This window comes from Halomonas sp. H5, assembly GCF_050613175.1.
GTDB lineage: Bacteria > Pseudomonadota > Gammaproteobacteria > Pseudomonadales > Halomonadaceae > Bisbaumannia > Bisbaumannia salifodinae.
In genome coordinates this window covers 1,930,180-1,953,486 of sequence record NZ_CP192510.1, presented here as the reverse complement: position 1 = coordinate 1,953,486, position 23,307 = coordinate 1,930,180, and the positions used below count along the sequence as shown (strand labels likewise).

Annotated in this window: 26 protein-coding genes; 4 read left to right on the top strand and 22 right to left on the bottom strand. The window is 66.9% G+C overall.

Annotated features, from left to right (window positions below; genetic code table 11):
• The 5 genes from ACQ1W9_RS09155 to ACQ1W9_RS09135 form a co-directional block, all read right to left on the bottom strand.
• Positions 1-756: an S-methyl-5'-thioinosine phosphorylase gene (locus ACQ1W9_RS09155; protein WP_431026284.1), complete on the bottom strand. Its 756-nt coding sequence runs from the start codon at positions 754-756 to the stop codon at positions 1-3.
• Between the two features lie 618 nt (positions 757-1,374).
• Entirely contained in the window at positions 1,375-1,953 is a 579-nt protein-coding gene (locus ACQ1W9_RS09150; RefSeq protein WP_346062276.1) for a hypoxanthine-guanine phosphoribosyltransferase, read from the bottom strand.
• 56 nt (positions 1,954-2,009) lie between these two features.
• The gene (gene nagZ, locus ACQ1W9_RS09145) at positions 2,010-3,029 is read right to left on the bottom strand and encodes a beta-N-acetylhexosaminidase (RefSeq protein ID WP_431026283.1); all 1,020 of its coding nucleotides are present in this window, start codon (positions 3,027-3,029) and stop codon (positions 2,010-2,012) included.
• A 66-nt stretch (positions 3,030-3,095) separates the two neighbouring features.
• Positions 3,096-3,608, bottom strand: coding sequence for a L,D-transpeptidase (locus ACQ1W9_RS09140; protein WP_431026282.1), 513 nt, complete (start codon positions 3,606-3,608; stop codon positions 3,096-3,098).
• Positions 3,609-3,611: 3 nt separating this feature from the next.
• On the bottom strand, positions 3,612-4,268 hold the full coding sequence (locus ACQ1W9_RS09135; RefSeq protein ID WP_346062273.1) for a TetR/AcrR family transcriptional regulator: 657 nt from the start codon (positions 4,266-4,268) through the stop codon (positions 3,612-3,614).
• Positions 4,269-4,517: 249 nt separating this feature from the next.
• Between ACQ1W9_RS09135 and lexA the strand changes: the two genes are divergently transcribed.
• Positions 4,518-5,165 (top strand): transcriptional repressor LexA, encoded by a 648-nt coding sequence (gene lexA / locus ACQ1W9_RS09130; protein WP_431026281.1) that lies wholly within the window; start codon positions 4,518-4,520, stop codon positions 5,163-5,165.
• Between the two features lie 6 nt (positions 5,166-5,171).
• Positions 5,172-6,215, top strand: coding sequence for a DNA polymerase IV (gene dinB, locus ACQ1W9_RS09125; RefSeq protein ID WP_431026280.1), 1,044 nt, complete (start codon positions 5,172-5,174; stop codon positions 6,213-6,215).
• A gap of 45 nt (positions 6,216-6,260) precedes the next feature.
• On the opposite strand, the gene ACQ1W9_RS09120 is transcribed toward dinB, so the two are convergent.
• The 3 genes from ACQ1W9_RS09120 to purU form a co-directional block, all read right to left on the bottom strand.
• On the bottom strand, positions 6,261-6,845 hold the full coding sequence (locus ACQ1W9_RS09120; protein ID WP_346062270.1) for a TMEM165/GDT1 family protein: 585 nt from the start codon (positions 6,843-6,845) through the stop codon (positions 6,261-6,263).
• 249 nt (positions 6,846-7,094) lie between these two features.
• Positions 7,095-7,766, bottom strand: a complete 672-nt coding sequence (locus ACQ1W9_RS09115; protein ID WP_431026279.1) for an energy-coupling factor ABC transporter permease — start codon at positions 7,764-7,766, stop codon at positions 7,095-7,097.
• Positions 7,767-7,778: 12 nt separating this feature from the next.
• Entirely contained in the window at positions 7,779-8,633 is an 855-nt protein-coding gene (purU, locus tag ACQ1W9_RS09110) for a formyltetrahydrofolate deformylase (RefSeq protein WP_431026278.1), read from the bottom strand.
• Between the two features lie 233 nt (positions 8,634-8,866).
• Here purU and ACQ1W9_RS09105 point away from each other — a divergent pair, with 233 nt between their 5' ends.
• A complete protein-coding gene (locus ACQ1W9_RS09105) occupies positions 8,867-10,453 on the top strand; it encodes a ribonuclease J (protein ID WP_431026433.1) in 1,587 nt (528 codons plus the stop codon).
• An 87-nt stretch (positions 10,454-10,540) separates the two neighbouring features.
• On the opposite strand, the gene ACQ1W9_RS09100 is transcribed toward ACQ1W9_RS09105, so the two are convergent.
• From ACQ1W9_RS09100 to mobA, 7 genes are all read right to left on the bottom strand, one after another.
• Positions 10,541-10,825, bottom strand: a complete 285-nt coding sequence (locus tag ACQ1W9_RS09100) for a hypothetical protein (protein ID WP_431026277.1) — start codon at positions 10,823-10,825, stop codon at positions 10,541-10,543.
• 195 nt (positions 10,826-11,020) lie between these two features.
• Entirely contained in the window at positions 11,021-12,013 is a 993-nt protein-coding gene (gene moaA, locus ACQ1W9_RS09095; RefSeq protein ID WP_431026276.1) for a GTP 3',8-cyclase MoaA, read from the bottom strand.
• Positions 12,010-12,465, bottom strand: a complete 456-nt coding sequence (moaE, locus tag ACQ1W9_RS09090) for a molybdopterin synthase catalytic subunit MoaE (RefSeq protein WP_346062265.1) — start codon at positions 12,463-12,465, stop codon at positions 12,010-12,012. The genes moaA and moaE overlap by 4 nt, the downstream gene beginning before the upstream one ends.
• Positions 12,466-12,467: 2 nt before the next feature.
• Positions 12,468-13,268, bottom strand: a complete 801-nt coding sequence (moaC, locus tag ACQ1W9_RS09085) for a cyclic pyranopterin monophosphate synthase MoaC (protein ID WP_431026275.1) — start codon at positions 13,266-13,268, stop codon at positions 12,468-12,470.
• Between the two features lie 13 nt (positions 13,269-13,281).
• A complete protein-coding gene (gene moeA / locus ACQ1W9_RS09080) occupies positions 13,282-14,529 on the bottom strand; it encodes a molybdopterin molybdotransferase MoeA (RefSeq protein WP_431026274.1) in 1,248 nt (415 codons plus the stop codon).
• Entirely contained in the window at positions 14,526-15,110 is a 585-nt protein-coding gene (gene mobB, locus ACQ1W9_RS09075; RefSeq protein ID WP_431026273.1) for a molybdopterin-guanine dinucleotide biosynthesis protein B, read from the bottom strand. Before mobB ends, moeA begins: the two co-directional genes overlap by 4 nt.
• A complete protein-coding gene (mobA, locus tag ACQ1W9_RS09070) occupies positions 15,097-15,735 on the bottom strand; it encodes a molybdenum cofactor guanylyltransferase MobA (RefSeq protein WP_431026272.1) in 639 nt (212 codons plus the stop codon). The genes mobB and mobA overlap by 14 nt, the downstream gene beginning before the upstream one ends.
• A 181-nt stretch (positions 15,736-15,916) precedes the next feature.
• Between mobA and ACQ1W9_RS09065 the strand changes: the two genes are divergently transcribed.
• On the top strand, positions 15,917-16,498 hold the full coding sequence (locus ACQ1W9_RS09065; protein ID WP_431026271.1) for a cupin domain-containing protein: 582 nt from the start codon (positions 15,917-15,919) through the stop codon (positions 16,496-16,498).
• A gap of 443 nt (positions 16,499-16,941) precedes the next feature.
• Here ACQ1W9_RS09065 and ACQ1W9_RS09060 read toward each other — a convergent pair whose 3' ends face one another.
• From ACQ1W9_RS09060 to ACQ1W9_RS09030, 7 genes are all read right to left on the bottom strand, one after another.
• Complete coding sequence (locus tag ACQ1W9_RS09060; protein WP_346062259.1) at positions 16,942-18,186, bottom strand: uracil-xanthine permease family protein; 1,245 nt, start codon at positions 18,184-18,186, stop codon at positions 16,942-16,944.
• 102 nt (positions 18,187-18,288) lie between these two features.
• Positions 18,289-18,918: a uracil phosphoribosyltransferase gene (gene upp, locus ACQ1W9_RS09055; protein ID WP_346062258.1), complete on the bottom strand. Its 630-nt coding sequence runs from the start codon at positions 18,916-18,918 to the stop codon at positions 18,289-18,291.
• 125 nt (positions 18,919-19,043) lie between these two features.
• Positions 19,044-19,748, bottom strand: coding sequence for a uracil-DNA glycosylase (gene ung, locus ACQ1W9_RS09050; RefSeq protein WP_431026270.1), 705 nt, complete (start codon positions 19,746-19,748; stop codon positions 19,044-19,046).
• Positions 19,749-19,818: 70 nt separating this feature from the next.
• The gene (gpt, locus tag ACQ1W9_RS09045) at positions 19,819-20,310 is read right to left on the bottom strand and encodes a xanthine phosphoribosyltransferase (RefSeq protein WP_431026269.1); all 492 of its coding nucleotides are present in this window, start codon (positions 20,308-20,310) and stop codon (positions 19,819-19,821) included.
• A 36-nt stretch (positions 20,311-20,346) separates the two neighbouring features.
• Complete coding sequence (locus ACQ1W9_RS09040) at positions 20,347-20,892, bottom strand: adenine phosphoribosyltransferase (protein WP_346062255.1); 546 nt, start codon at positions 20,890-20,892, stop codon at positions 20,347-20,349.
• 8 nt (positions 20,893-20,900) lie between these two features.
• Positions 20,901-22,205 (bottom strand): NCS2 family permease, encoded by a 1,305-nt coding sequence (locus ACQ1W9_RS09035; RefSeq protein ID WP_431026268.1) that lies wholly within the window; start codon positions 22,203-22,205, stop codon positions 20,901-20,903.
• A gap of 196 nt (positions 22,206-22,401) precedes the next feature.
• Positions 22,402-23,034, bottom strand: a complete 633-nt coding sequence (locus tag ACQ1W9_RS09030; protein ID WP_431026267.1) for a riboflavin synthase subunit alpha — start codon at positions 23,032-23,034, stop codon at positions 22,402-22,404.
• Positions 23,035-23,307: the final 273 nt, after the last annotated feature.

Below are 23,307 nucleotides of genomic sequence, written 5' to 3'. Positions count from 1 at the left end.
TTAGCGCCTCGGCTCCTCATCGGTGTCGGCGAGCAATAACGCCTCGATCACCCCGCGGGCCCGGGCGATAGCGGCCTCGAGGGCGGCCTCCACCTGGGCCAGGGCGATCTCTCCCTCGCCGCCCCCCGCCGCGGCATTGACCACCAGGGCCAGGCTCGCATAGGGCAGCGCCAGCTCCCGGGCCAGGGCCGCCTCGGGCATGCCGGTCATGCCGACCAGGGTGGCACCATCCCGGGCCAGCCGGGCGATCTCGGCGGCGGTCTCCAGCCGCGGCCCCTGCGTACAGGCGTAAACGCCCCCGGCCACCGGGGACTCCCCCGCCGCCGCCCCGGCCGCCAGCAGCGCCTGGCGCAGGGCCGCGTCATAGGGGTGGGTAAAGTCGATATGCGCCAGCGGCTTGAAGCGACCATCGAAGAAGGTCCCCTCCCGGCCATGGGTATAGTCGATCAGTTGATCCGGCACCACGAGATCGCCGGCGTGCAGGGCGGGATCGATCCCCCCCACCGCATTGATCCCCAGCACCCGGCTGGCCCCCGCCTGGTGCAGGGCCCAGAGGTTGGCGCGGTAGTTGATGCGATGAGGCGGCAGGCGTCGGGGCTGGCCGTGCCGGGCCAGGAAGAGCATCTCGCGATCCTGCAGGCGCCCCTGGAGCACCGGCGCCGAGGCGCTGCCCAGGGGCGTCTCGCAGCTGTGCCGCCGCAGGATCTCCAGGCCGGGGATATCGCTAAGGCCGGTACCACCGATAATTGCCAGCATCGACTATCTCCTGATCGCGCACGGGACAAGGCCTGCCTGGGGGCTTCGAGCGAGGCAGGCGAGCGATTTCACCGGGACGCCGAGGCGCAGCGAGCCGAGTAGCGCAAATCGACAGGGATGTCGATTTATGGGCGGCAAGAGGGACCTTGTTCCGGCCTGTGCGCGTCCCCCGGCTCACGTAGCATCGGGGTTGCGTCCCGGTGCAAGCGAGCCGGCTTGCTCGAAGCTCCCGAGTCGACGGTTGCGCGGGGCCTAGGTCCCCTCCGGACACTCGGCAGCTACAACCCTTTAGGAGCAAAGATCCCCGGGGCGTTGCGTCAGTCGCCCTTGCCGATCCTTATCAGCATGCCGAAGCCGAACACATGGCGACCCTCTTACAGTCCTTTCGGGGCAAAGATCCCCGGGGCGTTGCGCCAGTAGCCCTTACCGATCTTTATCAGCATGCCGAAGCCGAACACATAGCGATCCTCGACTTCGAGGCTGCGAAAGGTATCGAGCGCCTTGAGTCCCTGCCTCCGGAACCTACAACCCTTTCGGCGCGAAGATCCCCGGGGCATTGCGTCAGTCGCCCTTGCCGATCCTTATCAGCATGCCGAAGCCGAACACATGGCGACCCTCTTACAGTCCTTTCGGGGCAAAGATCCCCGGGGCATTGCGCCAGTAGCCCTTATAGTCCATGCCGAAGCCGAACACATAGCGATCCTCGACTTCCAGGCTGCAGTAATCGGCCCTGAGCCCCGGCACCGCCTTGCGCTCGTGGGCCTTGTCCACCAGCACCGCGGTGGAGACACTGGCCGCCCCCGCCTCACGACAGTAGTCGAGGATCGCCGCCAGGGTGGCGCCCTCGTCGAGGATATCGTCGACGATCACCACATGGCGGCCGGCCATGGGAATCTCCGGGGAGACTCGCCAGAACAGCTCGCCGCCGCGGATGCCGCCCCGATAGCGGGTGGCGTGCAGGTAATCCACCTCCAGGGGGAAGCCCAGACGGGTCAACAGATGGCCGGTGGTGATCAGTCCACCGTTCATTACGCAGTAGAAGACCGGCAGCTTGTCGCCGAGGTCGGCGGTGATCTGCTCGGCCATGCGGTCCAGGGCCTTCTCCACTGCCTCCTGGGTGATCAGGCAGTCGGCATCGGCCATGATATCGCGCATGGTGGTCAGGGATTCATGGTGCTCGGGGGCCAGTCGCGTCATGGGCTCGCTCTCGAAATCGGCTGAAGCGGCGGCGCCACGGCAGGCACCGCCGGCACTTATTGGGAAGGGTCGGCCAGGGATTCCAGCTGGGCATGGACACGGCGCCAGCGGGACAGCGCCGGCAGGGCCTCGAGGCTGGGCCGGGCGCGGCAGTAGCGCAGCTTGGCCTGGCGCTTGCAGGCGCGCCCCACACAGGCGTCCAGCACCTCCAGGGCGGCGGCGCGGTCATTGCAGATCAACACCATATCGCAGCCGGCCTCCAGGGCGGCCAGGGCCCGCTCGCCGGGACTGCCGGCCACGGCGGCACCGGCCATGCCCAGGTCGTCGGAGAAGATGGTGCCCTTGAAGCCCAGTTCCTCGCGCAGCAGGCCCAGCCAACTGCGCGAGAAGCCGGCGGGACGCTTATCGAAGGCGGAATAGACCACATGGGCCGGCATCACCCCGTCCAGCTCGCCGGCCAGTTCGGCGAACGGCAGCAGGTCATGGCGGCGCAGCGCCTCGAGGGGACGCGGGTCCACCGGCAGCTCGTGATGGGAGTCGGCGGCGACGCCGCCATGGCCGGGGAAGTGCTTGCCCACGGCGACCATGCCGGCCTCGTGGAGGCCCTTGATAAAGGCCCGTCCCAGCAGGCTGACCACCCGAGGGTCGGCGGAGAAGCTGCGATCACCGATCACCGTGGAACCGCCGCCCTCCACGTCCAGCACCGGGGCGAAGGTGAGATCGAGACCGCAGGCGGCCATCTCCATGCCCAGCAGCCAGCCGGCATCCTGACAGCGCTGTACCACGGCCTGGGGATCTTCCTCGAAGCCCTCGGCGAGCCTCGCCATGGAGGGTAACCGGGTCACGCCCTCATGCAGGCGCTGGACCCGCCCTCCTTCCTGGTCGATGGCCAGCAGCAGGTCGGGACGCAGGCGACGAATGGCCGCGCACAGCGCCTGGACCTGCCGGGCATCCTCGATATTGCGGGAGAACAGGATCACGCCACCGACCTCGGGGCGCTTGAGCATGTCACCTTCCTCAGGGCGAAGCCGGGGGCCTTCCAGATCCAGCATCACCGAGCCGAGAGGTTGCGTCATGTTCATCTTCCTTGGCTGAAGAAGTGGGGCATTCTAGACCAATGTCTGAGGCGACAACAGGGTCACTCAGTCGTGGAGCCACACCGGCGTGCCCGGGGGCGTCGCGGCGAACAGCGCCAGGAGGTCATCGTCACGCAGGCGGATACAGCCGTGGGAGGCGGCCACGCCCATGGGCTGATCCGGTGGGGTGCCATGCAGATAAATATAGCGACGCTGGCTATCCACATCGCCGCCACGGTTATATCCCGGCTCCAGGCCGCACAACCAGAGGATGCGAGTGAGGATATAGTCGCGCCCGGGCACCGCCTGCTCGGGGTCGAAGATCTCCCCCGTGGGGCGGCGCCCGCGAAATACCGTGCCACGCGGCCGGTCGGCGCCGATGGCGGCACGGACATAGTGCCAGCCCAGGGGGGTCTGACCGCTTCCCTCCTGCTGACCATTGCCGGCGATGCCGCTGGAGATGGCATGGGAGAGGACGACCTCCCGCCCCCGCCAGAGGGTCAGGCGCTGGGCGCCGAGATCGATCTCCAGCCAGGGACCGTCTCGGGGCGGCAGGGCATCGAGTCGCGGGGTACGCATGACCTAGGCCACCGACTCGGCGGGCTCGGGCAGGGGCGCATGCATGGCGGATACCACCACCGGGCGCATGCGGCGAATCAGGTCACGCACCGTGACCTGCTCGCCATAGTCCTGCTCGGCGATATCGCGCAGGGCATCGAGGCCCGAGAGGGTGAAGATCACGCTACCCAGCACGAAGTGCAGCCGCCAGAAGCGCTCGGCATCGGGCAGCTCCGGGGTGGCTCGACGCACCAGCTCGGTGAAGCGGGTGAAGACGCTGCCATAGTGCTCCTGGATATAGCGGCGCAGGTGGCCCTGGGCCTGGCTATAGGCGAGCCCCAGCAGGCGCATGAAGACCTTGAGGCTATTGCGCTCGGCGGGCACCTCCAGCACGGTACGCGCCATGCTCTCCAGCAGGGTCTCCAGGGGGATGTCGCGCCCCTGGTACTCCGCCTCCAGCTCGTCCAGGGCGGCGTGGAAGCGTTCGGTGAAGGGGTCCAGGTAGCGGGCGAAGACCGCCTGGATCAACGATTTCTTGGAACCGAAGTGGTAGTTCACGGCGGCCAGATTGACCTTGGCCTTGCTGGTGATATTGCGCAGCGAGGTCTCGGCAAAGCCGCGCTCGGCGAACAGCACCTCGGCGGTATCGAGAATACGGGTCACGGTATCGGTCTGGGCCATAGGGCGCGGCTCCCCCAGGCCGTCTCATCCGGCCCCTCGCCGAGGGGCGCTGGGGGCGCTCGCCCTCACCGGGATAAGACGGCTGTTTAAAACATGAAATCTTCGAGTAGTGCCGGGATAGTGGCATAAAACATCGTAGTTTAAAACGCCGTTACACTCAGGATACGCGGCAAGGCGGGGCAACGCTTACTGTATGTAAAACCATGCTGTATACTTGAACAAACCCTTGAATACGCCGTGGAGCCCGCCATGAGCCGCCCCCTCACCCCGCGCCAGCAGAACGTCTATGACTTTATCGTCAAGACCCTCAACGAGCAGGGCTATCCCCCCACCCGGGCCGAGATCGCCCGGGCCCTGGGCTTCCGCTCGCCCAACGCCGCCGAGGAGCATCTGCGCGCCCTGGAGCGCAAGGGGGTGATCCGCATGGTCGCCGGCACCTCCCGGGGCATTCGCCTGCCCGCCCAGGAGAGCGCCGAGGCCGAGAGCGACGTCGCCCCCCCGGGGTTGCCGATCATCGGCGAGGTGGCCGCCGGCAGCCCCATCCTGGCCACCGAGCATATCGACCGCTACTGCCCGCTGCCGCCGGACTTCTTTACGCCCCGGGCCGATTACCTGTTGCGGGTTCGCGGCCTCTCCATGAAAGACGTGGGCATCCTCGAAGGCGACCTGCTGGCGGTGCACCGCACCGAGCGGGTGCGCGACGGCCAGATCGTGGTGGCACGCCTCGAGGACGAGGTCACGGTGAAGCGCTTCCGCCGCCAGGGCCCCCGGGTCTGGCTGGAAGCGGAGAATTCGGACTTCGCCCCCATCGAGGTGGACCTGCGCAACGAGGCCCTGGAGATCGAGGGCATCGGCGTCGGGGTGATCCGCGGCGGCAACGGCCAGGCCCTCAACTAGGACGCCATGGCGACCCGCAAGATTCTCCATGCCGACTGCGACTGCTTCTATGCGGCGGTGGAGATGCGTGACGACCCCAGCCTGGGCGAGGCCCCCCTGGCGGTGGGCGGCAGCCGGGAACGGCGCGGAGTCATCGCTACCTGCAACTATGCCGCCCGGGCCTTCGGGGTGCGCTCGGCGATGCCCACCGCCCAGGCCCTGCGCCTGTGCCCCGACCTGGTACTGCGAGCGCCTGACTTCGAGCGCTATCGGGCGGTCTCCCGGGAGATCCTCGCCCTCTTCCACGAGCTCACGCCCCGAGTCGAGCCCCTCTCGCTGGACGAGGCCTACCTGGACATCAGCGCCGTGACCCGCTTCCAGGGCAGCGCCACCTGGATGGGACAGTGGCTCAAGGCGGAGTGCCTGGCCCGCACCGGCATCACCCTCTCGGTGGGTGCCGCCCCCAACAAGTTTCTCGCCAAGGTGGCCAGCGACTGGGACAAGCCGGATGGCCTCTGGGTGGTTCCCCCCGGGGCGGTGGAGGCCTTCGTGGCGGCCCTGCCGGTGAACCGCCTGCCCGGGGTGGGGCCGGCCACCGCCGGCAAGCTCGACGCCCTGGGCATTCGGCGTTGCGATGAGCTGCGCAGCCTGCCCCGGGAGGCGCTGATCGAGCAGTTCGGCAAGTTCGGCCAGCGCCTCTTCGAGCTCTGTCGGGGACAGGACGAACGGGAGGTGCGCCCCCAGCGGGAGCGCAAGTCGGTAAGCGTGGAGACCACCTTTCCCCGGGACCTGCCCGACCTGGCCAGCTGCCAGGCCGCCCTGCCGGAGCTGGTGGCTCGCCTGGAGGCGCGCCTGGCCCGCCACGGCCACCCACCGCCGAGCCACGCCTTCGTCAAGGTGCGCTTCGACGACTTCAGCCTCACCACCCTGGAGGGCAGCGCCCCCTGGGACACCCTGATGACCCAGGCCTGGGCGCGGGGCGGCCGGCCGGTGCGCCTGCTGGGGGTCGGCGTACGCCTGCGCCCGCCGGAGGCGCTGCGCCAACTGCCGCTCTTCGACGAGGCTCCCTGAGCAAAGCGCCTTCCTCTCCCGATCCCGCCCCGCTTGGCCACGGGCTCACGAGGTGACCAGCTCCCAGGCCCGCGCCTCGACCAAGACCACCCAGAGCCCCAGCAGGATAAAGAGTGCACTGGCCAGCAGATGCACCAGGCGCACCGGCAAGCGCTCGCTGAAACGCGCCCCCAGCCATAGCACCGGCGCATTGGCCGCCAACATCCCCAGGGTGGTCCCCAGGGTCACCGCCAGCACCGCCTCGAAGCGGGCCGCCAGCAACACGGTGGCGACCTGGGTCTTGTCGCCGATCTCGGCCAGGAAGAAGAGCACGAAGGAGGTAAAGAAGACCCCATGCCCCGGGGCGCCGGCATCCAGCCCATCGTCGTCGTCGGGGCGCAGCAACCAGACGCCCATGGCGATGCAGGCCAGGCCCACCGCCAGGGTCATCCACTGGGCATCGATCCAGCCAGACAGGGCGGCACCCAACCAGGCCGAGACGCCATGATTGATCAGGGTCGCGAGGAGAATCGCCCAGAAGATGGGCCAGGGGCGAGAGAAGCGCGCCACCAGCAGCAGCGCCAGGAGCTGGGTCTTGTCGCCGATTTCGGCGAGACCCACCGCCAGGGTCGAGGTGATCAGGGCTTCCAAGGGAAAAGGACTCCACGGCCGGCTCGGACAGACAGAACACGGATCGCCGCCGGCCTCGGAAGCGCCCATGTTCTGAGTCTCGTCGAGCCACGCGGCGTGGCCGCCGGCACCATGGTCGGGGTGACCAAAGCTGTTGATACCGGCCTTTCTCCGAGCCGCCGGGGTGGCGGCGGGAAAGTGACTACTCCCCCAAAACGCCTGCCACTATAACCACTTAGGCGATAATCGCCAAGGCCTATTTGCCCGGCCCTACTTGGTATCGATATAGCGGTGGCGATTGAAGGTGGCCACCCAGTCGGGATGATAGACCAGCATCAGGCTGAGCAGCATGCCGGTGATAAAGGCCTCGGAGGGCATCAGCAAGGGCAGGAAGCGGGCGTACTCGGTGACCAGGAACCAGGCCTGGGGATCGGTGGTGCCGAGCCCCACGATGGCCAGCACGCTAAGGCCCGCCGCCAGGGTGGCGAGGGCGGTGCCGAAGAAGCCGCACAGGAACAGGAAGACCGCCAGGTTGTCCGGCAGCCAGCGATCCACCAGGCGCCAGGCCACCACCATCACCAGGGCCGGCACCACCCCGCTGACCAGCACATTGACCCCCAGCAAGGGCCAAGCCACCTTGCCCACCGCCAGCATGGCCAGGTTGACCGCCAGATTGACCAGCAGCGCCAGGGGCGCCTTGAACATCAGCGTCAGCAACGCCGTGAACATCAGATGCAGGGTCAACCAGTCCACCGCCTGGGCGCGTAGCTGCCACATCAGCATCACCGCCACCGCGGCGGCCATCAGCCGATGCTGCACAGCGGGCTCACCAACCAGCGCCCGCCAGGGGCGCTGCAAAAGGGCCAGGCCCAGCGCCAGCGCCGACAGCAGCCAGCCGGCGACCAGCATCCAGGGAGCCAGGAGCGTCTCGGCGAAGGTCACGACAACCGCCCCTCAGGCGAAGACCACGGTCTTGTTGCCATGGATCAGCACCCGATCCTCCAGGTGCCAGCGCAGGCCCCGGGCCAGCACCGCCTTCTCCACGTCGCGACCGAAGCGCACCAGGTCCTGGGGGGTATGGCAGTGGCTGACCCGGTGGATATCCTGCTCGATGATGGGGCCGGCATCCAGCTCGGAGGTCACATAGTGGCAGGTGGCACCGATCAGCTTGACGCCCCGCTCATAGGCCTGGTGGTAGGGCCTGGCGCCGGCGAAGGAAGGCAGGAAGCTATGGTGGATATTGATCACCCGGCCGGCGTAACGCTCGCAGAGTCCCGGCGGCAGGATTTGCATATAGCGGGCCAGCACCACCGCGTCCGCCTCGGCGGCCTCCGCCCGGCGCTCCACCTCGGCGAAGGCGGCGGCCTTGTCGGCGGGATCCACCGGCACATGGTGATAGGGAATGCCGTGCCACTCCACCAGGGCGCGCAGGTCGTCGTGGTTGGAGATCACGCAGGGAATCTCGCAGTCCAGCTCCCCGGCGGTCCAGCGATAGAGCAGGTCCACCAGGCAGTGGGAGGCGCGGGAGACCATCAGCACCACCCGCCGCCGACGGGCGGTGTCGGACAGCGCCCAGGTCATGTCAAATTCCTCGGCGATGGGGGCGAAGGCCTCGCGGAAGCCATCGGCATCCAGCGGCATGGAATCGGCCTGGATCTCGTAGCGCATAAAGAAGCGACCGGTCTCCAGGTCCGAGTGCTGGTTGGCCTCGGTGATGGAGCCGCCTTGGCTGGCGATAAATCCGGAGACTCGGGAGACGATCCCGACCCGATCCGGGCAGGAGACCACCAGGCGATAATAGTGCGACATGGACAGCGTTTCCGTCTTAAGAATCAAGCCATAAAGGACGAAGATTGTAACCAATTCCGGCCCAGCGGAACACGCCCGGCGCCCCCGCATTGTGGACCCCGCCACCCTTCCCGTATGATGAGCGATTCCGTCAGATGATCGCCTTGCCCATGTCGCGCCCTCGAGTCCAGATTCGCCCCCGCAGCCAGCCGCCCCTCTACTTTCTGCCGCTGGGAGGTTGTGGCGAGATCGGCATGAACCTCAATCTCTACGGGCATGACGGTCACTGGATCGTCGTGGACTGCGGCATGATGATCCGCCAGGATCTTCCCGATGCGCCCCTTCAGGTCCCTAACCTGGCCGCCCTGACCACCCTGGACATTCGCCCCCGGGCGCTCTATATCACCCATGGCCACGAGGACCATATCGGTGCCGCCGCCTGGCTGTGGCCCAAGCTGGGCTGCCCCATTTATGCCACGCCCCTGGCCGCCGGCCTGCTGAGAGCCAAGTTCGTGGAGCAGAGCCTGGCCTGTGATGCGATCCAGGTCATCGAGCCGGGAGAGGCCTACGAGAGCGGCCCCTTCACCCTGCGCCTGCTGCCACTGACCCACTCGATCCCCGAGAGCTGCGCCCTGCTGATCACCACCCCCCAGCAACGCATCCTGCATACTGGCGACTGGAAGCTCGACCCGGATCCAATCATCGGCGAGCCGGTGGACGAGACCCTCTACCGGGCCCTGGCGCCCGTCGACCTGGTGGTGGGCGACTCCACCAATGCCCCCCTGCCCGGCCACTCCCGCAGCGAAGGCGAGGTGGCCGAGGCCCTGGAGCGGCTGCTGCCGAGCTGCGAGGGGCGGGTGGTGGTGAGCTGCTTCGCCAGCAACCTGGCCCGGGTGCTTTCCGTGGCCCGGGCCGGGGCCCGTTGCGGCCGCCGCATCAGCCTGATGGGGCGCGCCATGGAACGCATGGTGGGGGTGGCCCGGGGCCTGGGCTACCTGGACGACCTGCCGCCCCTGGTGCCGACCCGGGACCTGGGCTACCTGCCCCCCGAGGAGGTGCTGGTGATCGCCACCGGCAGCCAGGGCGAGCCCCGGGCCGCCCTGTCGCGGCTGGCCCAGGGTCGCCATCCCCATCTGGAGCTCGCCAGCGGCGATAGCGTGATCTTCTCCGCCAAGGCGATTCCCGGCAACGAGCGGCTGATCGAGCGCCTGCAGCATGGCCTGAAGCGACTCGGCGTCACGGTGCTCGACGAGAGCGACCACCCCGAGCTGCACGCCTCCGGGCACCCGGCCCAGGACGAGCTCACCACCCTCTACGACTGGCTCAGGCCGCGGCGCCTGCTGCCGGTACATGGCGAGCATCGCCATCAGGAGGCCCACCAGGCCCTGGCCGAGGGCCTGGGCATCGAGACCCCCCTGATCCCCACCAATGGTGACCTGATCCGCCTCGACGGCGACGGCCTGCATCGAGAAGCGCGTTACCCGGAGCCGCCCTGCCTGGTGCCCCAGCGGGGTGGCCAGCCGCGCCCAGCAACAGGCAGCAACCCCCTCCCGTCACGCCGTCATCCACCGCTCTTCCTGGCCCTGCCGGTACTGCCCCTGGAGGAGCGGGGCTGGGCCCGGGTCGGCCGGCTACTGCTCGACTCCCTGGAGGACCTGCCCCTGGACGAGACCGCCTTCGGCGACTGGCTGGACGACCACTTGGCCCAGACCCATGGCGAGACCCTGGTGGCCCTGCGCGGCGAACTCGAACCGGGATTGCTGCGCTATTTCGATCAACATCTGCGCCATCCCATCACCCTGCACCTACAGCTATTCGCCGCCGAACCTCTCGCCTCTTGATATCGAGCGGATAGCAAAGAGGCGAGCCCCAAGGCTCGCCTCTTTGTTAACTCGCTTGCCGACTCGCCGGCGTCCAGGACACCAGGCTCAGGCATCCTTCTTCTTGGGAGGGCGACCGCGACGCTTGGGCTGTTCGGAGACCAGATCGTCCAGGGAGAGCCCCGCCTCGTTGATCGCCTCGCGAATCTCGGCCAGCTTGCGCTCCTTCATCGCCTCCTCCTGTTGACGACGCACCTCATCCTCCTGCTTCTGCTCGATGACTTCCCCGATCACTTCGGCCAACTTGTGCAGTTGCTCCATGCTGAGCTGGCGCGCCGCGGCACGGGCGACATTCTTGTTACGGGCGATTCTCTCCAGAGACTCGACGGACATTGGCCTCCTCCATTCCAGGGATTCGAGTTGAGTTTTCAGCCTTACTGCACTGGAAGTATATGCGCCCATGACGGTTTAGCAAGCAGGAGTGCCGTAGAAAGCCGCCCCCTGACAGGGGGAATATTCTCTGCTTAATGCATAAAAATGGGAGGCAATTGCCTCCCAATATCCCTCACCGAGACGCCGGCGCCTGGCTTACCCCCCGGTCATATTCATAAAGCGAACCACCTGGACATCGCCATCGGTGGTGAAATGATGGCGCTCCGGCTTCAGCGGCATGGCGTCGACGATGGCCGCCTTGAGGCGTTCCAGGTCGCCGGGATGACGACGCAAGACGGCACGCAGATCCACCGAGTGTTCGTTCCCCAGACAGAGCAGCAGGCGCCCCTCCACCGTGACCCTCACCCGGTTGCAGCTGGCGCAGAAGTTATGGCTATGGGGCGAGATAAAGCCGATGCGACTGGCGTGGTCGGCCATGCGAAAATAGCGCGAGGGCCCCGGAGTGGTCTCGGAAGTCGGGGTCAGGGAATAACGCGCCTCGATCAGGGCCTGCACCTCGTCGCTGGAACAGTAGGTCTCGTCGCGGCCATGGTCGGAGACCTGGCCCAGGGGCATCTCCTCGATAAAGCTGATATCCAATGCCTCGCGGCGGGCAAACTCCACCAGGTCGAGGACTTCGTCGTCGTTGCGGCCCTTGAGAATCACCGCATTGAGCTTGATCCCCTCGAAGCCGGCATCCTGAGCGGCATGAATGCCATCGATGACCTTGTGCAGGTCGCCGGTGCGGGTCAGGCGACGAAACTTCTCTGCATCCAAGGAATCCAGGCTGATATTGAGTCGCCCCAGGCCGCCACGGTACAGGGCCGGCGCCCACTTTCTCAGTCCGGCGCCATTGGTGGTCATGGCGAAGTCCTTGAGGCCTTCCAGGGCCCCCATCTCATCCACCAGGGTGTCGATACCCCGCCGTACCAAGGGCTCGCCGCCGGTCAGACGAATCTTGGCCACCCCCAGCTCGACGAAGGCCCGGGCCACCTGGGCCAGTTCCTCCAGGGTCAGTACCTGGGCCCGGGGCAGGAAGGTCATCTCCTCGCTCATGCAATAGACACAGCGGAAGTCGCAGCGGTCGGTCACCGAGATACGCACGTAATCGACCCGCCGGCCGAAGTCATCGATCAGGGATGGGGTCATGTTTTTTCCTCCCAGCGCTGGGCATCCTGGTGGTCGCTATGGCGCTCGGCCACCCAGTAGTGGCCGCTGGCGGTGTGTTCTTTCTTCCAGAATGGCGCCCGGGTCTTGAGGTAATCCATGATGAAGTCACAGGCCTCGAAGGCGGCGCGACGGTGGGCGCTGGCCACCACCACCAGCACGATGGGGTCGCCGGGCGTCAGGTGACCCACCCGGTGGATCAGTCGCACCCCCTGCAGGGACCAGCGCGCCTCGGCCTCGGCGACGATCTCCCCCAGGGCGGCCTCGGTCATGCCGGGGTAATGCTCGAGGGTCAGCCCCTCCACCTCGGGGCGCTCATTGAAATCGCGCACCCGACCCACGAAACTGACCAGGGCGCCGATATCGGTACGTCCCTCGCTCAAGGCCGCCATTTCGGCCCCGGCATCGAAGGGAGCCTGCTGCACGCGAATCATCATCAACCTCCGGTGACCGGCGGAAAGAAAGCCACTTCATCGCCCTCGGTCAGCGGCGTCTGATCCCCCCCCATCACCTGGTTGATCGCGCACAGGATACGCGCCTCCTTGAGCAGGGCGAAACCGGCATCGCGGGCCTCAAGGGCCGCCTTGAGCCCCGCCACATCGGCACTGGGCAGGGCCTCCAGGGGAATCTCCAGCTCACTGACATTGAGGCGCTCGCGCAGCTCCGCCAGGCACTTCACCCGCAACAGGCTGCCCTGGGCCGCCTCACCGAGCGCCACCACCCCGGGCTCACCGGAGCCGGTCACGATGGGCGTCGGCGGGGTCACCCCGCGGCGATAGTCACCGGACTGGCCACCGCTCTTGGACTCCAGGCGCACCGCCTCGATCTGCATCGCCTTGTCCACCGCCTTGCACATGTCGTAGAGGGTCAGGCAGGCCACCGACACGGCGGTCAGCGCCTCCATCTCCACCCCGGTGCGGCCGTTGAGACGGCACAGCGCGCTCACCTCCACGCAGGAGGTGGCCTCGTCCAGTTGGAAGTCGATGACCACCTTGGAGAGCGACAGGGCATGACAGAGGGGAATCAGCTCATGGGTGCGCTTGGCGGCCTGGATACCGGCGATGCGCGCCGTGGCCAGCACATCGCCCTTGGGCAAGCCGCCCTGTGCCAGCAGCGCCAGGGTCTCGGGCCGCATGATGACACGACCGCTGGCAACCGCCTCGCGGCGGGTCTCGCGCTTGTCGGCCACGTCCACCATATGGGCTTCACCGCGGGCATTGAGATGGGTCAGGCTCATGGCTGCTTCCTGTCTAGCTGAAATCGTTGAGGAGTTGCAGGGTAACCGGCTCGCCCTCGGCCACCCCCTCGCACTCGGCGGCCACCTCGATCAGGCAGTCGGCGAGCACCATGGAGGTGAGGATGCCCGAGCCCTGGCGACCGGTGGGGGTCACCCACAGCCGTCCCTGCCTATCACTGTGGTAGCTGCCGCGCAGATAGTCGACTCGGCCGGCGCGACTGCGAAGCGGCTCGGCGGCCAGGGCGGTGAGGCGCCGCGGCTGCCAGTCCGGCTGCCCCACCAGGCGGCGCAGCACCGGCTGCACGAACTGCAGGAAGGTGACCATTACCGCCACCGGGTTGCCGGGCAGGCCGAAGAAGGGAGTGCGCCCCTCCCCCAACCAACCACAGGCCAGGGGCCGCCCCGGGCGCATGGCGATGCGCCAGAAGCCCAGCTCCCCCACCTCGCCCAGGGCCGCCTTGATCCAGTCGGCGCGACCCACCGAGACGCCGCCGCTGGTGATCACCATGTCGGCCTCCTCGGCGGCCCGCGCCAGGGCGCCGGCAATCGCTTCCCGATCATCCGGCAGGATGCCCAGATCGATCACCTCGCAGCCAAGCCCGTCGAGCAGGCCACGCAGGGAGTAGCGGTTGGCATCGTAGATGCCCGCCGCGGGCAGCGGCTCGCCTGGGGCCGTCACCTCGTCGCCGCTGGAGAAGATGGCCACCCGCGGGCGGCGATGGACCCGCGCCTCGGTCACCCCGAGGGAGGCCAGCAGGCCCAACTGGGCCGGCCCCAGCCGGGTACCGGCGGCCAGCGCCTGGCTGTCGCGGGCCACGTCCTCCCCGGCCTGGCGCACATGCTGACCGCGGTGCACCGTCTCGCTCCGGGTGATCCCCACCCGCCCCTCACCGGGGAATATCAGCTGCTCCTGCATAATCACCGTATCGGCGCCCCGGGGCAGCGGCGCGCCGGTAGTGATGGTCACCGCCTCTCCGGCGTCGAGGGAGCGCTCGGCGCGGCTGCCCGCCAGCACGCTGCCCACCAGGGCCAGCTCCGCCGACGGCGCCGGCCAGGCCAGGGCGATGCCATCCATGGCGGCATTGGTGTTCTGGGGCACATCGATCGGAGAGTGGATCGCCTCCGCCAGGATCCGCCCCGGCAGCTCGGCCAGGGGGCAGAGCTCGGTCGCCAGGGGCACCGAGACCAGGCCTTCGAGATGGCGCTGGGCCTCGCTCACCGAGAGCATTCGCTCGCCGAGATCGAAACAGGAGAGGCTCATGGGCCCACCTCCTCGTCGCGCGGAAAGAACTCCGCGGGCCAGCGCCCCGGCCAGGCCGCCACCCAGTCGGCCAGGGCCTCGTGGTTATTGAGATCCAGGGCCAGGACCCCCACCGGCAGCGCCAGGGGGGCCGGGCTGGCCACCGCCTTGACCCAGGGATCCTGCGGGGCCAGCAGCGGCTTGCCAAGCTCGGGACGATGCAGCTCCAACTTGGGCAGCGGCCAGGCCTTGAAGCCCTCCACCAGCACCAGGTCGGGCCGGCGCGGCCGCAGCAGCTCGATCAGCTCGGGCAGGTCGGGCTCCTCCTGCCCCGGCGTCTCGTACATCATCGCCACCCGGCGCCGGGAGGCCACCAGCATGGGGGCGGCACCGGCCTGGCGCAGGCGGTGACTGTCCTTGCCGGGACGGTCCACCTCGAATTCGTGGTGAGCATGCTTGATCACCGCCGTTTTGAGGCCCCGCTCGGCCAGGCGCGGCAGTAGCGCCTCCAGCAGGCTGGTCTTGCCGGTACCGCTCCAGGCGGCGATCCCCAGCAGCGGCAGTGCCTCGCCCCCCAGGCGACGTGCGTCAGGCCCCATCATGGGAGACCTCCCCGCCGGCTTCGTCGACGCCCGCCTCGAGGCGCCGCTTCTCCTCCGGGGTATTGAGGTTGGCGAAGGCCCCGGGGCAATCGGCGAAGTCGACTCTGACCCAGGCGTGCCGGGCATACCAGCGATCGATCTTGCGCTCTCCTTCGGCCAGCGCCTGGCCCAGATCTTCGGCCAGGTCGCGGCGAATCAGCGCCACCACCGGATGATCCCGCTCGCCGTCATGGGCGGTGGCGATGGCCGCGTCCCCGCGACCGGCCCAGAGCCGATCGAGCAGGTCCACCGGCAGGCCGGGGCTATCGCAGGGTACCACCACGACCCAGGGCGTGGTGGCGGCACAGAGCCCGCTCCAGATGCCCATCAGGGGACCCTGGTAGCCCCCTTCCCGGTCCATGATCACCCGGTCGGCCCAGGCGGCATAGGCCTCCCGGTGACGATTGGCGTTGATCAACAGCTCCGCCACCCGTCCCTCCAGGGGGACACGAGCATGGGCCACCAGGGGACGGCCGGCGAAATCGACCAGCCCCTTGTCGACGCCGCCCATGCGGCGTCCCTGGCCGCCGGCCAGGATCAGGCCGGTCATGAGGTGACGGGGCGCTGCCAGAGAAATCTTGTCCATTTGGTCAACTTAGCATCCACGAGGAATTCTGACTAGCTCCAGCCTACCGCATGGTATCCCCGGACTCACCTCCAAAGACGACTTTCGCCATGAAATCCGCGCGCTGGGACGCACCGCTTATGTTCATGGACGTAAGCGGGTATGCTATGTCAAAGATCTTCAACATAAGGACTTGGAACCCATGGGTGGATTCGACGTCGGCGAGCGTCTCAAGCAGTTGCGCCTGGCACGCCAGCTATCCCAGCGAGAGTTGGCCAAGCGGGCCGGGGTAACCAACAGCACCATCTCCCTGATCGAACAGAATAGCGTCAGCCCTTCGGTCAGTTCCCTGAAGAAGATCCTCGATGCCCTGCCGGTCTCGATCAGCGAATTCTTCGCCGGCGAAGGGCTGAGCCAGGAGCAGGTCTTCTATCGGGCCGAGGAACTCACCGAGATCGGCGACGGCACCCTCTCCTGGAAACTGGTGGGGGCTCGCCGCCCCAATCGCAGCATGTCGATCATCCATGAGCACTACCCCCCCGGCGCGGACACCGGCGAGGAGATGCTGGAACACGAGGGGGAGGAAGGCGGCGTGATCATCTCCGGTACCATCGAGCTCACCGTGGGCGGCGAGGTACAGCTGTTGACCGCCGGCGACGCCTACTACTTCGACTCACGCCAGCCCCATCGCTTCCGCAATATGAGCGACAACGAATGCGTGATCGTCAGCGCGAATAATCCCCCCTCCTTCTCCGACGGGGGCACCGAGCAGCATCACGCCTGATCATACTTGGCGTATCGCGCGCTGAGTCAGCGCCGCTAATACAAGGCCGCCGCCCTCCTTCTCCGATAGGAGGCACCGAGCAGCATCACGCCTGATCACACTTGGCGTATCGCGCGCTGAGTCAGCGCCGCTAATACAAGGCCGCCGCCCTCCTTCTCCGATAGGGGGCACCGAGCAGCACCACGCCTGATCATACTTGGCGTATCGCGCGCTGAGTCAGCGCCGCTAATACAAGGCCGCCGCCCTCCTTCTCCGATAGGAGGCACCGAGCAGCACCACGCCTGATCATACTTGGCGTATCGCGCGCTGAGTCAGCGCCGCTAATACAAGGCCGCCGCCCTCCTTCTCCGATAGGAGGCACCGAGCAGCATCACGCCTGATCACCAGAAACCGAATATGCCGAGAGTGCATCCTGCACTCTCGGCTCACTTGTCCGACCTACCTCAAACCTCTTCCTTGGCCGGCGGCAATACCCAGTTAAGGACGATGCCCACCAGGGCCGCCAGGCTCACCCCCTGGAGGGTAAACTGGCCGCCGCCCAGCTGCATGCCGCCGATGCCGAAGACCAGGATCAGCGAGATCACCACCAGGTTGCGGGGGGCGGTCAGGGAGTGGCCGGCGCGCACCAGGGTATTCATGCCCACCACGGCGATGGAGCCGAACAGCAGGGTCATGATGCCGCCCATCACCGGCCCCGGGATGGTCTGCAGCAGGGCGCCCAGCTTGGCCACGAAGGCCAGTACGATGGCCGCCCCCGCCGCCACCATCATGATCCGCGGATCGAAGGCGCGGGTCAGGGTCACCGCGCCGGTCACCTCGGAGTAGGTGGTGTTCGGCGGCCCGCCGAACAGTGCCGCCGTGACGGTGGCCAGGCCATCTCCGAGCAGGGTGCGGTGCAGCCCCGGCGTCTCCAGGTAATTCTTGCGGGTCACCGAGCCGATGGCCACCATATCGCCGATATGCTCCACCGCCGGGGCGATGGCCACCGGGATCATGAACAGGATCGCCGCCCAGTGAAAGCTCGGCGCGGTGAACGACGGCAGCGCCAGCCAGGCCGCCTCATGCACCGGCGTAAAGTCGATCACCCCCATGGCCAGCCCCAGCAGATAGCCGCTGAGGATACCGCCCATGATCGGAATCAGGCGCAGCAGGCCGCGGCCGAAGACCGCCAGCACCAGGGTCACCAGCAGGCTGATCATCGACAGGGTAATCGCCTGGGCGTAACCGATATGCTCGCTGGTCTCGCCGCTGGCCATGCTCACCGCCACCGGTGCCAGCGCCAAGCCGATCACCATGATCACCGGCCCCACCACCACCGCCGGCAGCAGGCGATGCAGCCAGGCGGTGCCCTTGAGGCGCACCGCCTGGGAGATGACCACATAGACCAGCCCCGCCGCCAGCAGGCCGCCCAGGGTCGCCGAGACACCGAAGCTGGCCACCGAGCCCTGGATGGGCGCGATAAAGGCAAAGGACGAGGCCAGGAAGACCGGCACCGTGGCCTTGGTGACCGCATGGAACACCAGGGTGCCGGCCCCGGCGGTAAACAGCGCCACGCTGGGGTCGAGGCCGGTCAGCAGCGGCACCAGCACCAGGGCACCGAAGGCCACGAAGAGCATCTGGACGCCGGTCAACAGCGTCCTGGGCAGGGAGTCGGCCGAGCGCGGAACGGCCGCCGAGGAGTCAGTCATGGCGAGTCTCCATAAAAACGCCCCTGGACGTGTCAGGGGCGCTGGGTTGCGGGGTGTATCAGGCAGGCCCCGGGGCGGGATCGGCCGGGGTAAGGCCAGGCATCAACGGGTGCCGAAGATCTTGTCGCCGGCGTCCCCCAGGCCGGGCACGATATAGCCGTGCTCATCGAGGCGCTCATCGATGGCCGCGGTATAGATCTCCACGTCCGGGTGGGCGGCCTGCACCCTGGCGATGCCCTCCGGCGCCGCCACCAACACGATCACCTTGATCTGCCGGCAGCCGCGCTCCTTGAGCATATCCAGGGTCGCCACCATGGACCCGCCGGTGGCCAACATGGGATCGATGACGATGGCCAGGCGCTCGGCGATATCATTGGTGAACTTCTCGAAATAGGGCACCGGCTCCAGGGTCTCTTCGTTGCGATAGAGCCCCACCACGCTGATCCGGGCGCTGGGGATCAGGTCGGTGACCCCATCCAGCATGCCCAGCCCGGCGCGCAGGATCGGCACCACCGTGACCTTCTTGCCCTTCAACTGCTCCACCTCGAGGGGCTCGCCGCTCCAGCCGGGGATCTCGATGGTCTCCAGCTCCAGGTCCTGGGTCGCTTCGTAGGTCAGCAGCTTGGCGACCTCGCCGGCCAGCTCGCGAAAGCTCTTGGTGCTGATGTCGGCGGCCCGCATCAGGCCCAGCTTGTGCTTGACCAGGGGGTGTTGGATGGCATGAACGCGCATAGGGAGGCCCTTGAAAAAATAGCGATAATATTGGTCGAATGGCGCAGCATCTCAGCCGCATGGCGCCGTCAGATTAAGGGTCGTCGACGCTGGCGAGGCCGCCAGGCGGCCTCTCAACGCCTCCCTCACGTCGGCGCTTCGTTAGATGGGCTCGGGGGCAGCTGCCAGTCGATGGCGCCACGCCCACGGGCCTCGAGGAAGGCATTGGCCTGGGAGAAGTGACGCTGGTCGAAGAAGCCGCGGTGGGCGGAGAGCGGCGACGGATGCGGCGATTGCAGCACCAGATGGCGGTTGCGATCGACGAAGGCCGCCTTCTTCTGGGCATAGCTCCCCCACAGCAGGAAGACCACGCCCTCGCACTGCTCGTTGACCGTGGCGATGGCTCGGTCGGTAAAGCTCTCCCAGCCCCGCCCGCGATGGGCGCCGGCGTTGCCCTGCTCCACCGTCAGCACGCTGTTGAGCATCAGCACGCCCTGGCGTGCCCAGGGCTCCAGGAAGCCGTGGTTCACCGGGCTCACCCCCAGGTCGCCGGCCAGCTCCTTGTAGATATTGACCAGGGAGGGCGGCGTGGGCACGCCCGGGCGCACCGAGAAGCACAGCCCATGGGCCTGGTCGGGCCCGTGGTAGGGATCCTGGCCCAGGATCACCACCTTGACCCGCTCCAGCGGGGTCAGCTCGAAGGCACGAAACCAGTGGCTGGAGTGAGGATAGATCACCTTGCGGGAGGCCTTCTCGGCGGCGAGAAAGTCCCGCAGCTGCTGCATATAGGGGGCCTGGAATTCCGGGCCCAGGAAGCGATTCCAGCTCTCGGGAAGCGGGGATCCTGACATCGGCCAACTCTCTTCACTGACTTCGCTGACGGTATCATCGCCGCGGGGCGGCGCCTCGTCGGGGAGACGATCAGGCATCATCGCCCTTGCGCACCTGCTCCACCAACGGTTGCACATAGGCGATGCCCATGTCCCAGGGGAACTGGATCCAGCAGTCCTGGGCCACTTCGGTAAGGCACTGATCCACCAGGGGACGCCCCTCCGGCTTGGCATAGACGGTAACGAAATGGGCCTTGGGCAGCATCTCGCGCACCTTGCGGGCGGTCTTGCCGGTATCCACCAGGTCATCCACCAGCAGCCAGCCTTCGCCATCGTGATCGACGCCCTTCATCACGTCGAGCCCACCCTGCTCCATATGCTCGTAGCTCTTGATGCAGATGGTGTCGATCAGGCGCACGTTAAGCTCCCGGGCGATCAGGGCGGCGGGGATCAGCCCGCCCCGGGTGATGGCGACGATGCCCTTGAAGTCGCGCTCCACCAGTTGGTGGCAGAGGGCCCGTACGTCCCGGTGCAGTTGATCCCAGGAGACGGTGAAGTGTTGCTGATAGCGATTGGCGCTCATGATCGATAACCCGGTAAAGCAGAGGAGAGGACGAGGTTATTCGTCCTCGGTGAAGGAACAGACCGCGAAGACGCTATGGCCGGCCTCGCGAATCTTCTGGGAGCCGCCCAGCTCGGGCAGGTCGATAATGGTGGCGGTCTCCACCACCTGACCACCGCAGCGGGTGATCAGCTTGGCGGCGGCCAGCATGGTACCGCCGGTGGCAATCAGGTCATCCATGATCAGGATGCGATCGTGCTGCTGGAAGGCGTCCGCATGCAGCTCCACCTCGGCCTGACCATACTCCAGGGTATAGGTCTCGCTGACGGTGCGAAACGGCAGCTTGCCCTTCTTGCGCACCGGCACGAAACTGCAGCCCAACTCATAGGCCAGGGGCGCGCCGATGATGAAACCGCGGGCATCGATGGCGGCGATGGCGTCCAGATCCATCTCCTGGTAGCGATGCACGAAGCTGTCGATCAGCTTGCGAAAGGCGGCACTGTTCTGTAACAGCGGGGTGATATCGCGGAAGTTGACCCCCGGCTGTGGCCAGTCGGGGACGGTACGAATCACCGATTTGATGTAATCACCGTAGATGCTCATCGGCTCTCTCAATCAAGGAACAGGAATTTCAGGGCGAACAGCAGCGCCAGGATCACCACCGCGGGGTTGAGGTCCTGGAAGCGCCCGGCCAGGGCCTTGATGGCCACATAGCTGATAAAGCCCAGGGCGATGCCCTCGGCAATCGAGAAGGTCAGCGGCATGGCCAGGGCGGCGATCAGCACCGGCGCCGCCTCGGTGGCGTCCTCCCAGTTGGCATGGGCCAGGCTGCCGGCCATCAGCGAGGCCACGTAGAGCAGGGCCCCGGCGGTGGCATAGGCGGGAATCGACCCGGCCAGGGGCGCGAAGAACAGGCTCACCAGGAAGAGGATGGCTACCACCACGGCGGTCAGGCCGGTGCGCCCGCCGGAGGCGATGCCGGCGGTGGATTCGATATAGCTGGTGGTGGTGGACGTCCCCAGCACGGCGCCGGCCATGGAGGCGCTGCTGTCGGAGATCATCGCCCGGTTGAGGCGCGGCAGCTTGCCGTCCTTGTCCAGCAGGCCGCCGCGATGGGCGACCCCCACCAGGGTGCCGGAGGTGTCGAAGAGGTCGACGAAGAGGAAGGCGAAGATCACGCTGAGCATGGCCACGTCGAAGGCCCCGGCCAGGTCCAGCGCCATAAAGGTGGGGGCGATGGAGGGCGGCATCGACATCAGGCCGGCATAGTCGTTATGCCCCAGTACCATGGCCAGGATGGTGATGCCCAGGATGCCGATCATCACCGCCCCGGTAACCTGGAGATAGGCCAGGGCGGTGATCACGAAGAAGCCCAGCATGGCATAGATGGCCGGCGGCTGGGTCATGTCGCCCAGGGCCACATAGGTCGCCGGATCGGCCACCACGATGCCGGCATTCTTCAAGGCGATCATCGCCAGGAAGAGACCGATACCGGCGGCGATACCCAGGCGCAACGACAGCGGAATGGAGTTGATGATCCATTCGCGCACCTTGAAGATGCTCAGCAGCAGGAAGATGAAACCGGAGAAGAATACCGCCCCCAGGGCCGCCTCCCAGCTGTAGCCCATGCCCAGCACCACGCCATAGGTGAAGAAGGCGTTGAGCCCCATGCCCGGCGCCTGGGCGATGGGGTAATTGGCCCATACTCCCATGATCAGGGAGCCGATGGCCGCCGCCAGACAGGTGGCCACGAAGACCGCCCCATAATCCATTCCCGTCTCCGCGAGAATGCTCGGGTTGACGAAGATGATATAGGCCATGGTCAGGAAGGTGGTGATCCCGGCGATGACCTCGGTATGGATCGTGGTGTGGTGCTCGCTGAGCTTGAAGTGGTCGTCCAGCAGTCGTTTCAGCATCGGGGGCCCCGTGCGCTTGCGTAAATGGTCAAGAGGCGGAAAAGCCGCACATACTACCCAAAGCGGTGGCCCGACGCGAGACGCAATGCGCGTCGGCCACCGCCAATAAGGGCCGCTTTTCCCAGCGTTATACAGGTATAAGCAATGACCGCTGAAGGCGCCATCCCCCACCGCAAACGCAGGCTTGACGATTTGGTCAGGCGCCCCTGGGCAGACGGGCGTCGAGAAGCCGCTCCACGCTCTCGACGATGGCCTGGGTCTGGGGGTCGATCTCGATATTGACGGGGTCACCCTCGCGGCGCTGCCCCAGGGTCGTCCGCGCCAGGGTCTCGGGAATCAGGTTGACGCAGAAGCTCGGCCCGTCCTCGGCCTGGCGCACCTCGCCGATGGTCAGGCTGATGCCATCGACGCCGATATAGCCCTTGTCGAAGAGGAAACGCCCATAGGCCTCGGGGAGGCGGAACCACAGGCGGCGATTGTTGGGCGCCTCCTCGATGGCGGTCAGCTCGGCCATGCAGATCACATGCCCCGACATGGCATGACCGCCGATCTCGTCGCCGAAGCGGGCGGCCCGCTCGATATTGACGCTCTCCCCCACCGCCAGGCCGCCCAGGTTGGTCAGGCGCAGGGTCTCGCGCATCAGATCGAAGCTGACCCGCTCGCCGTCGATGGCGGTCACCGTCAGGCAGACCCCGTTATGGGCCACCGAGGCCCCCAGGGTCAGGCCCTCGCGCAATTCCTCCGGCAGCGCCACCACATGGGTGCGAAAGGCCTCCTTCTCGACGACCTCGACCAGCGTGGCGGTGCCCTGTACGATTCCAGTAAACATCTCGACTCCCGAGCCAGAATGAAGCGGGCCCGCCGTCGCGGCCCCGGACAGGGACCTAGTTTACCAGCCTGTCGCGAGCGAGGCGCCCACCCGCTCATTCGACGAGATTCCTTGGGCCAGCCCGGCCAGTGGCAGTAATATTTTCTGCAAGAAGGCGTCATCGACGATAACTTGGCCCGAACTGTCATTGACAGCCCATTCAACAACCACTAGCATTCGCTCATTCATTTCAGGCGCCGATTTGTACCCGGATTGCGGGCGCCGCCGCCCCCT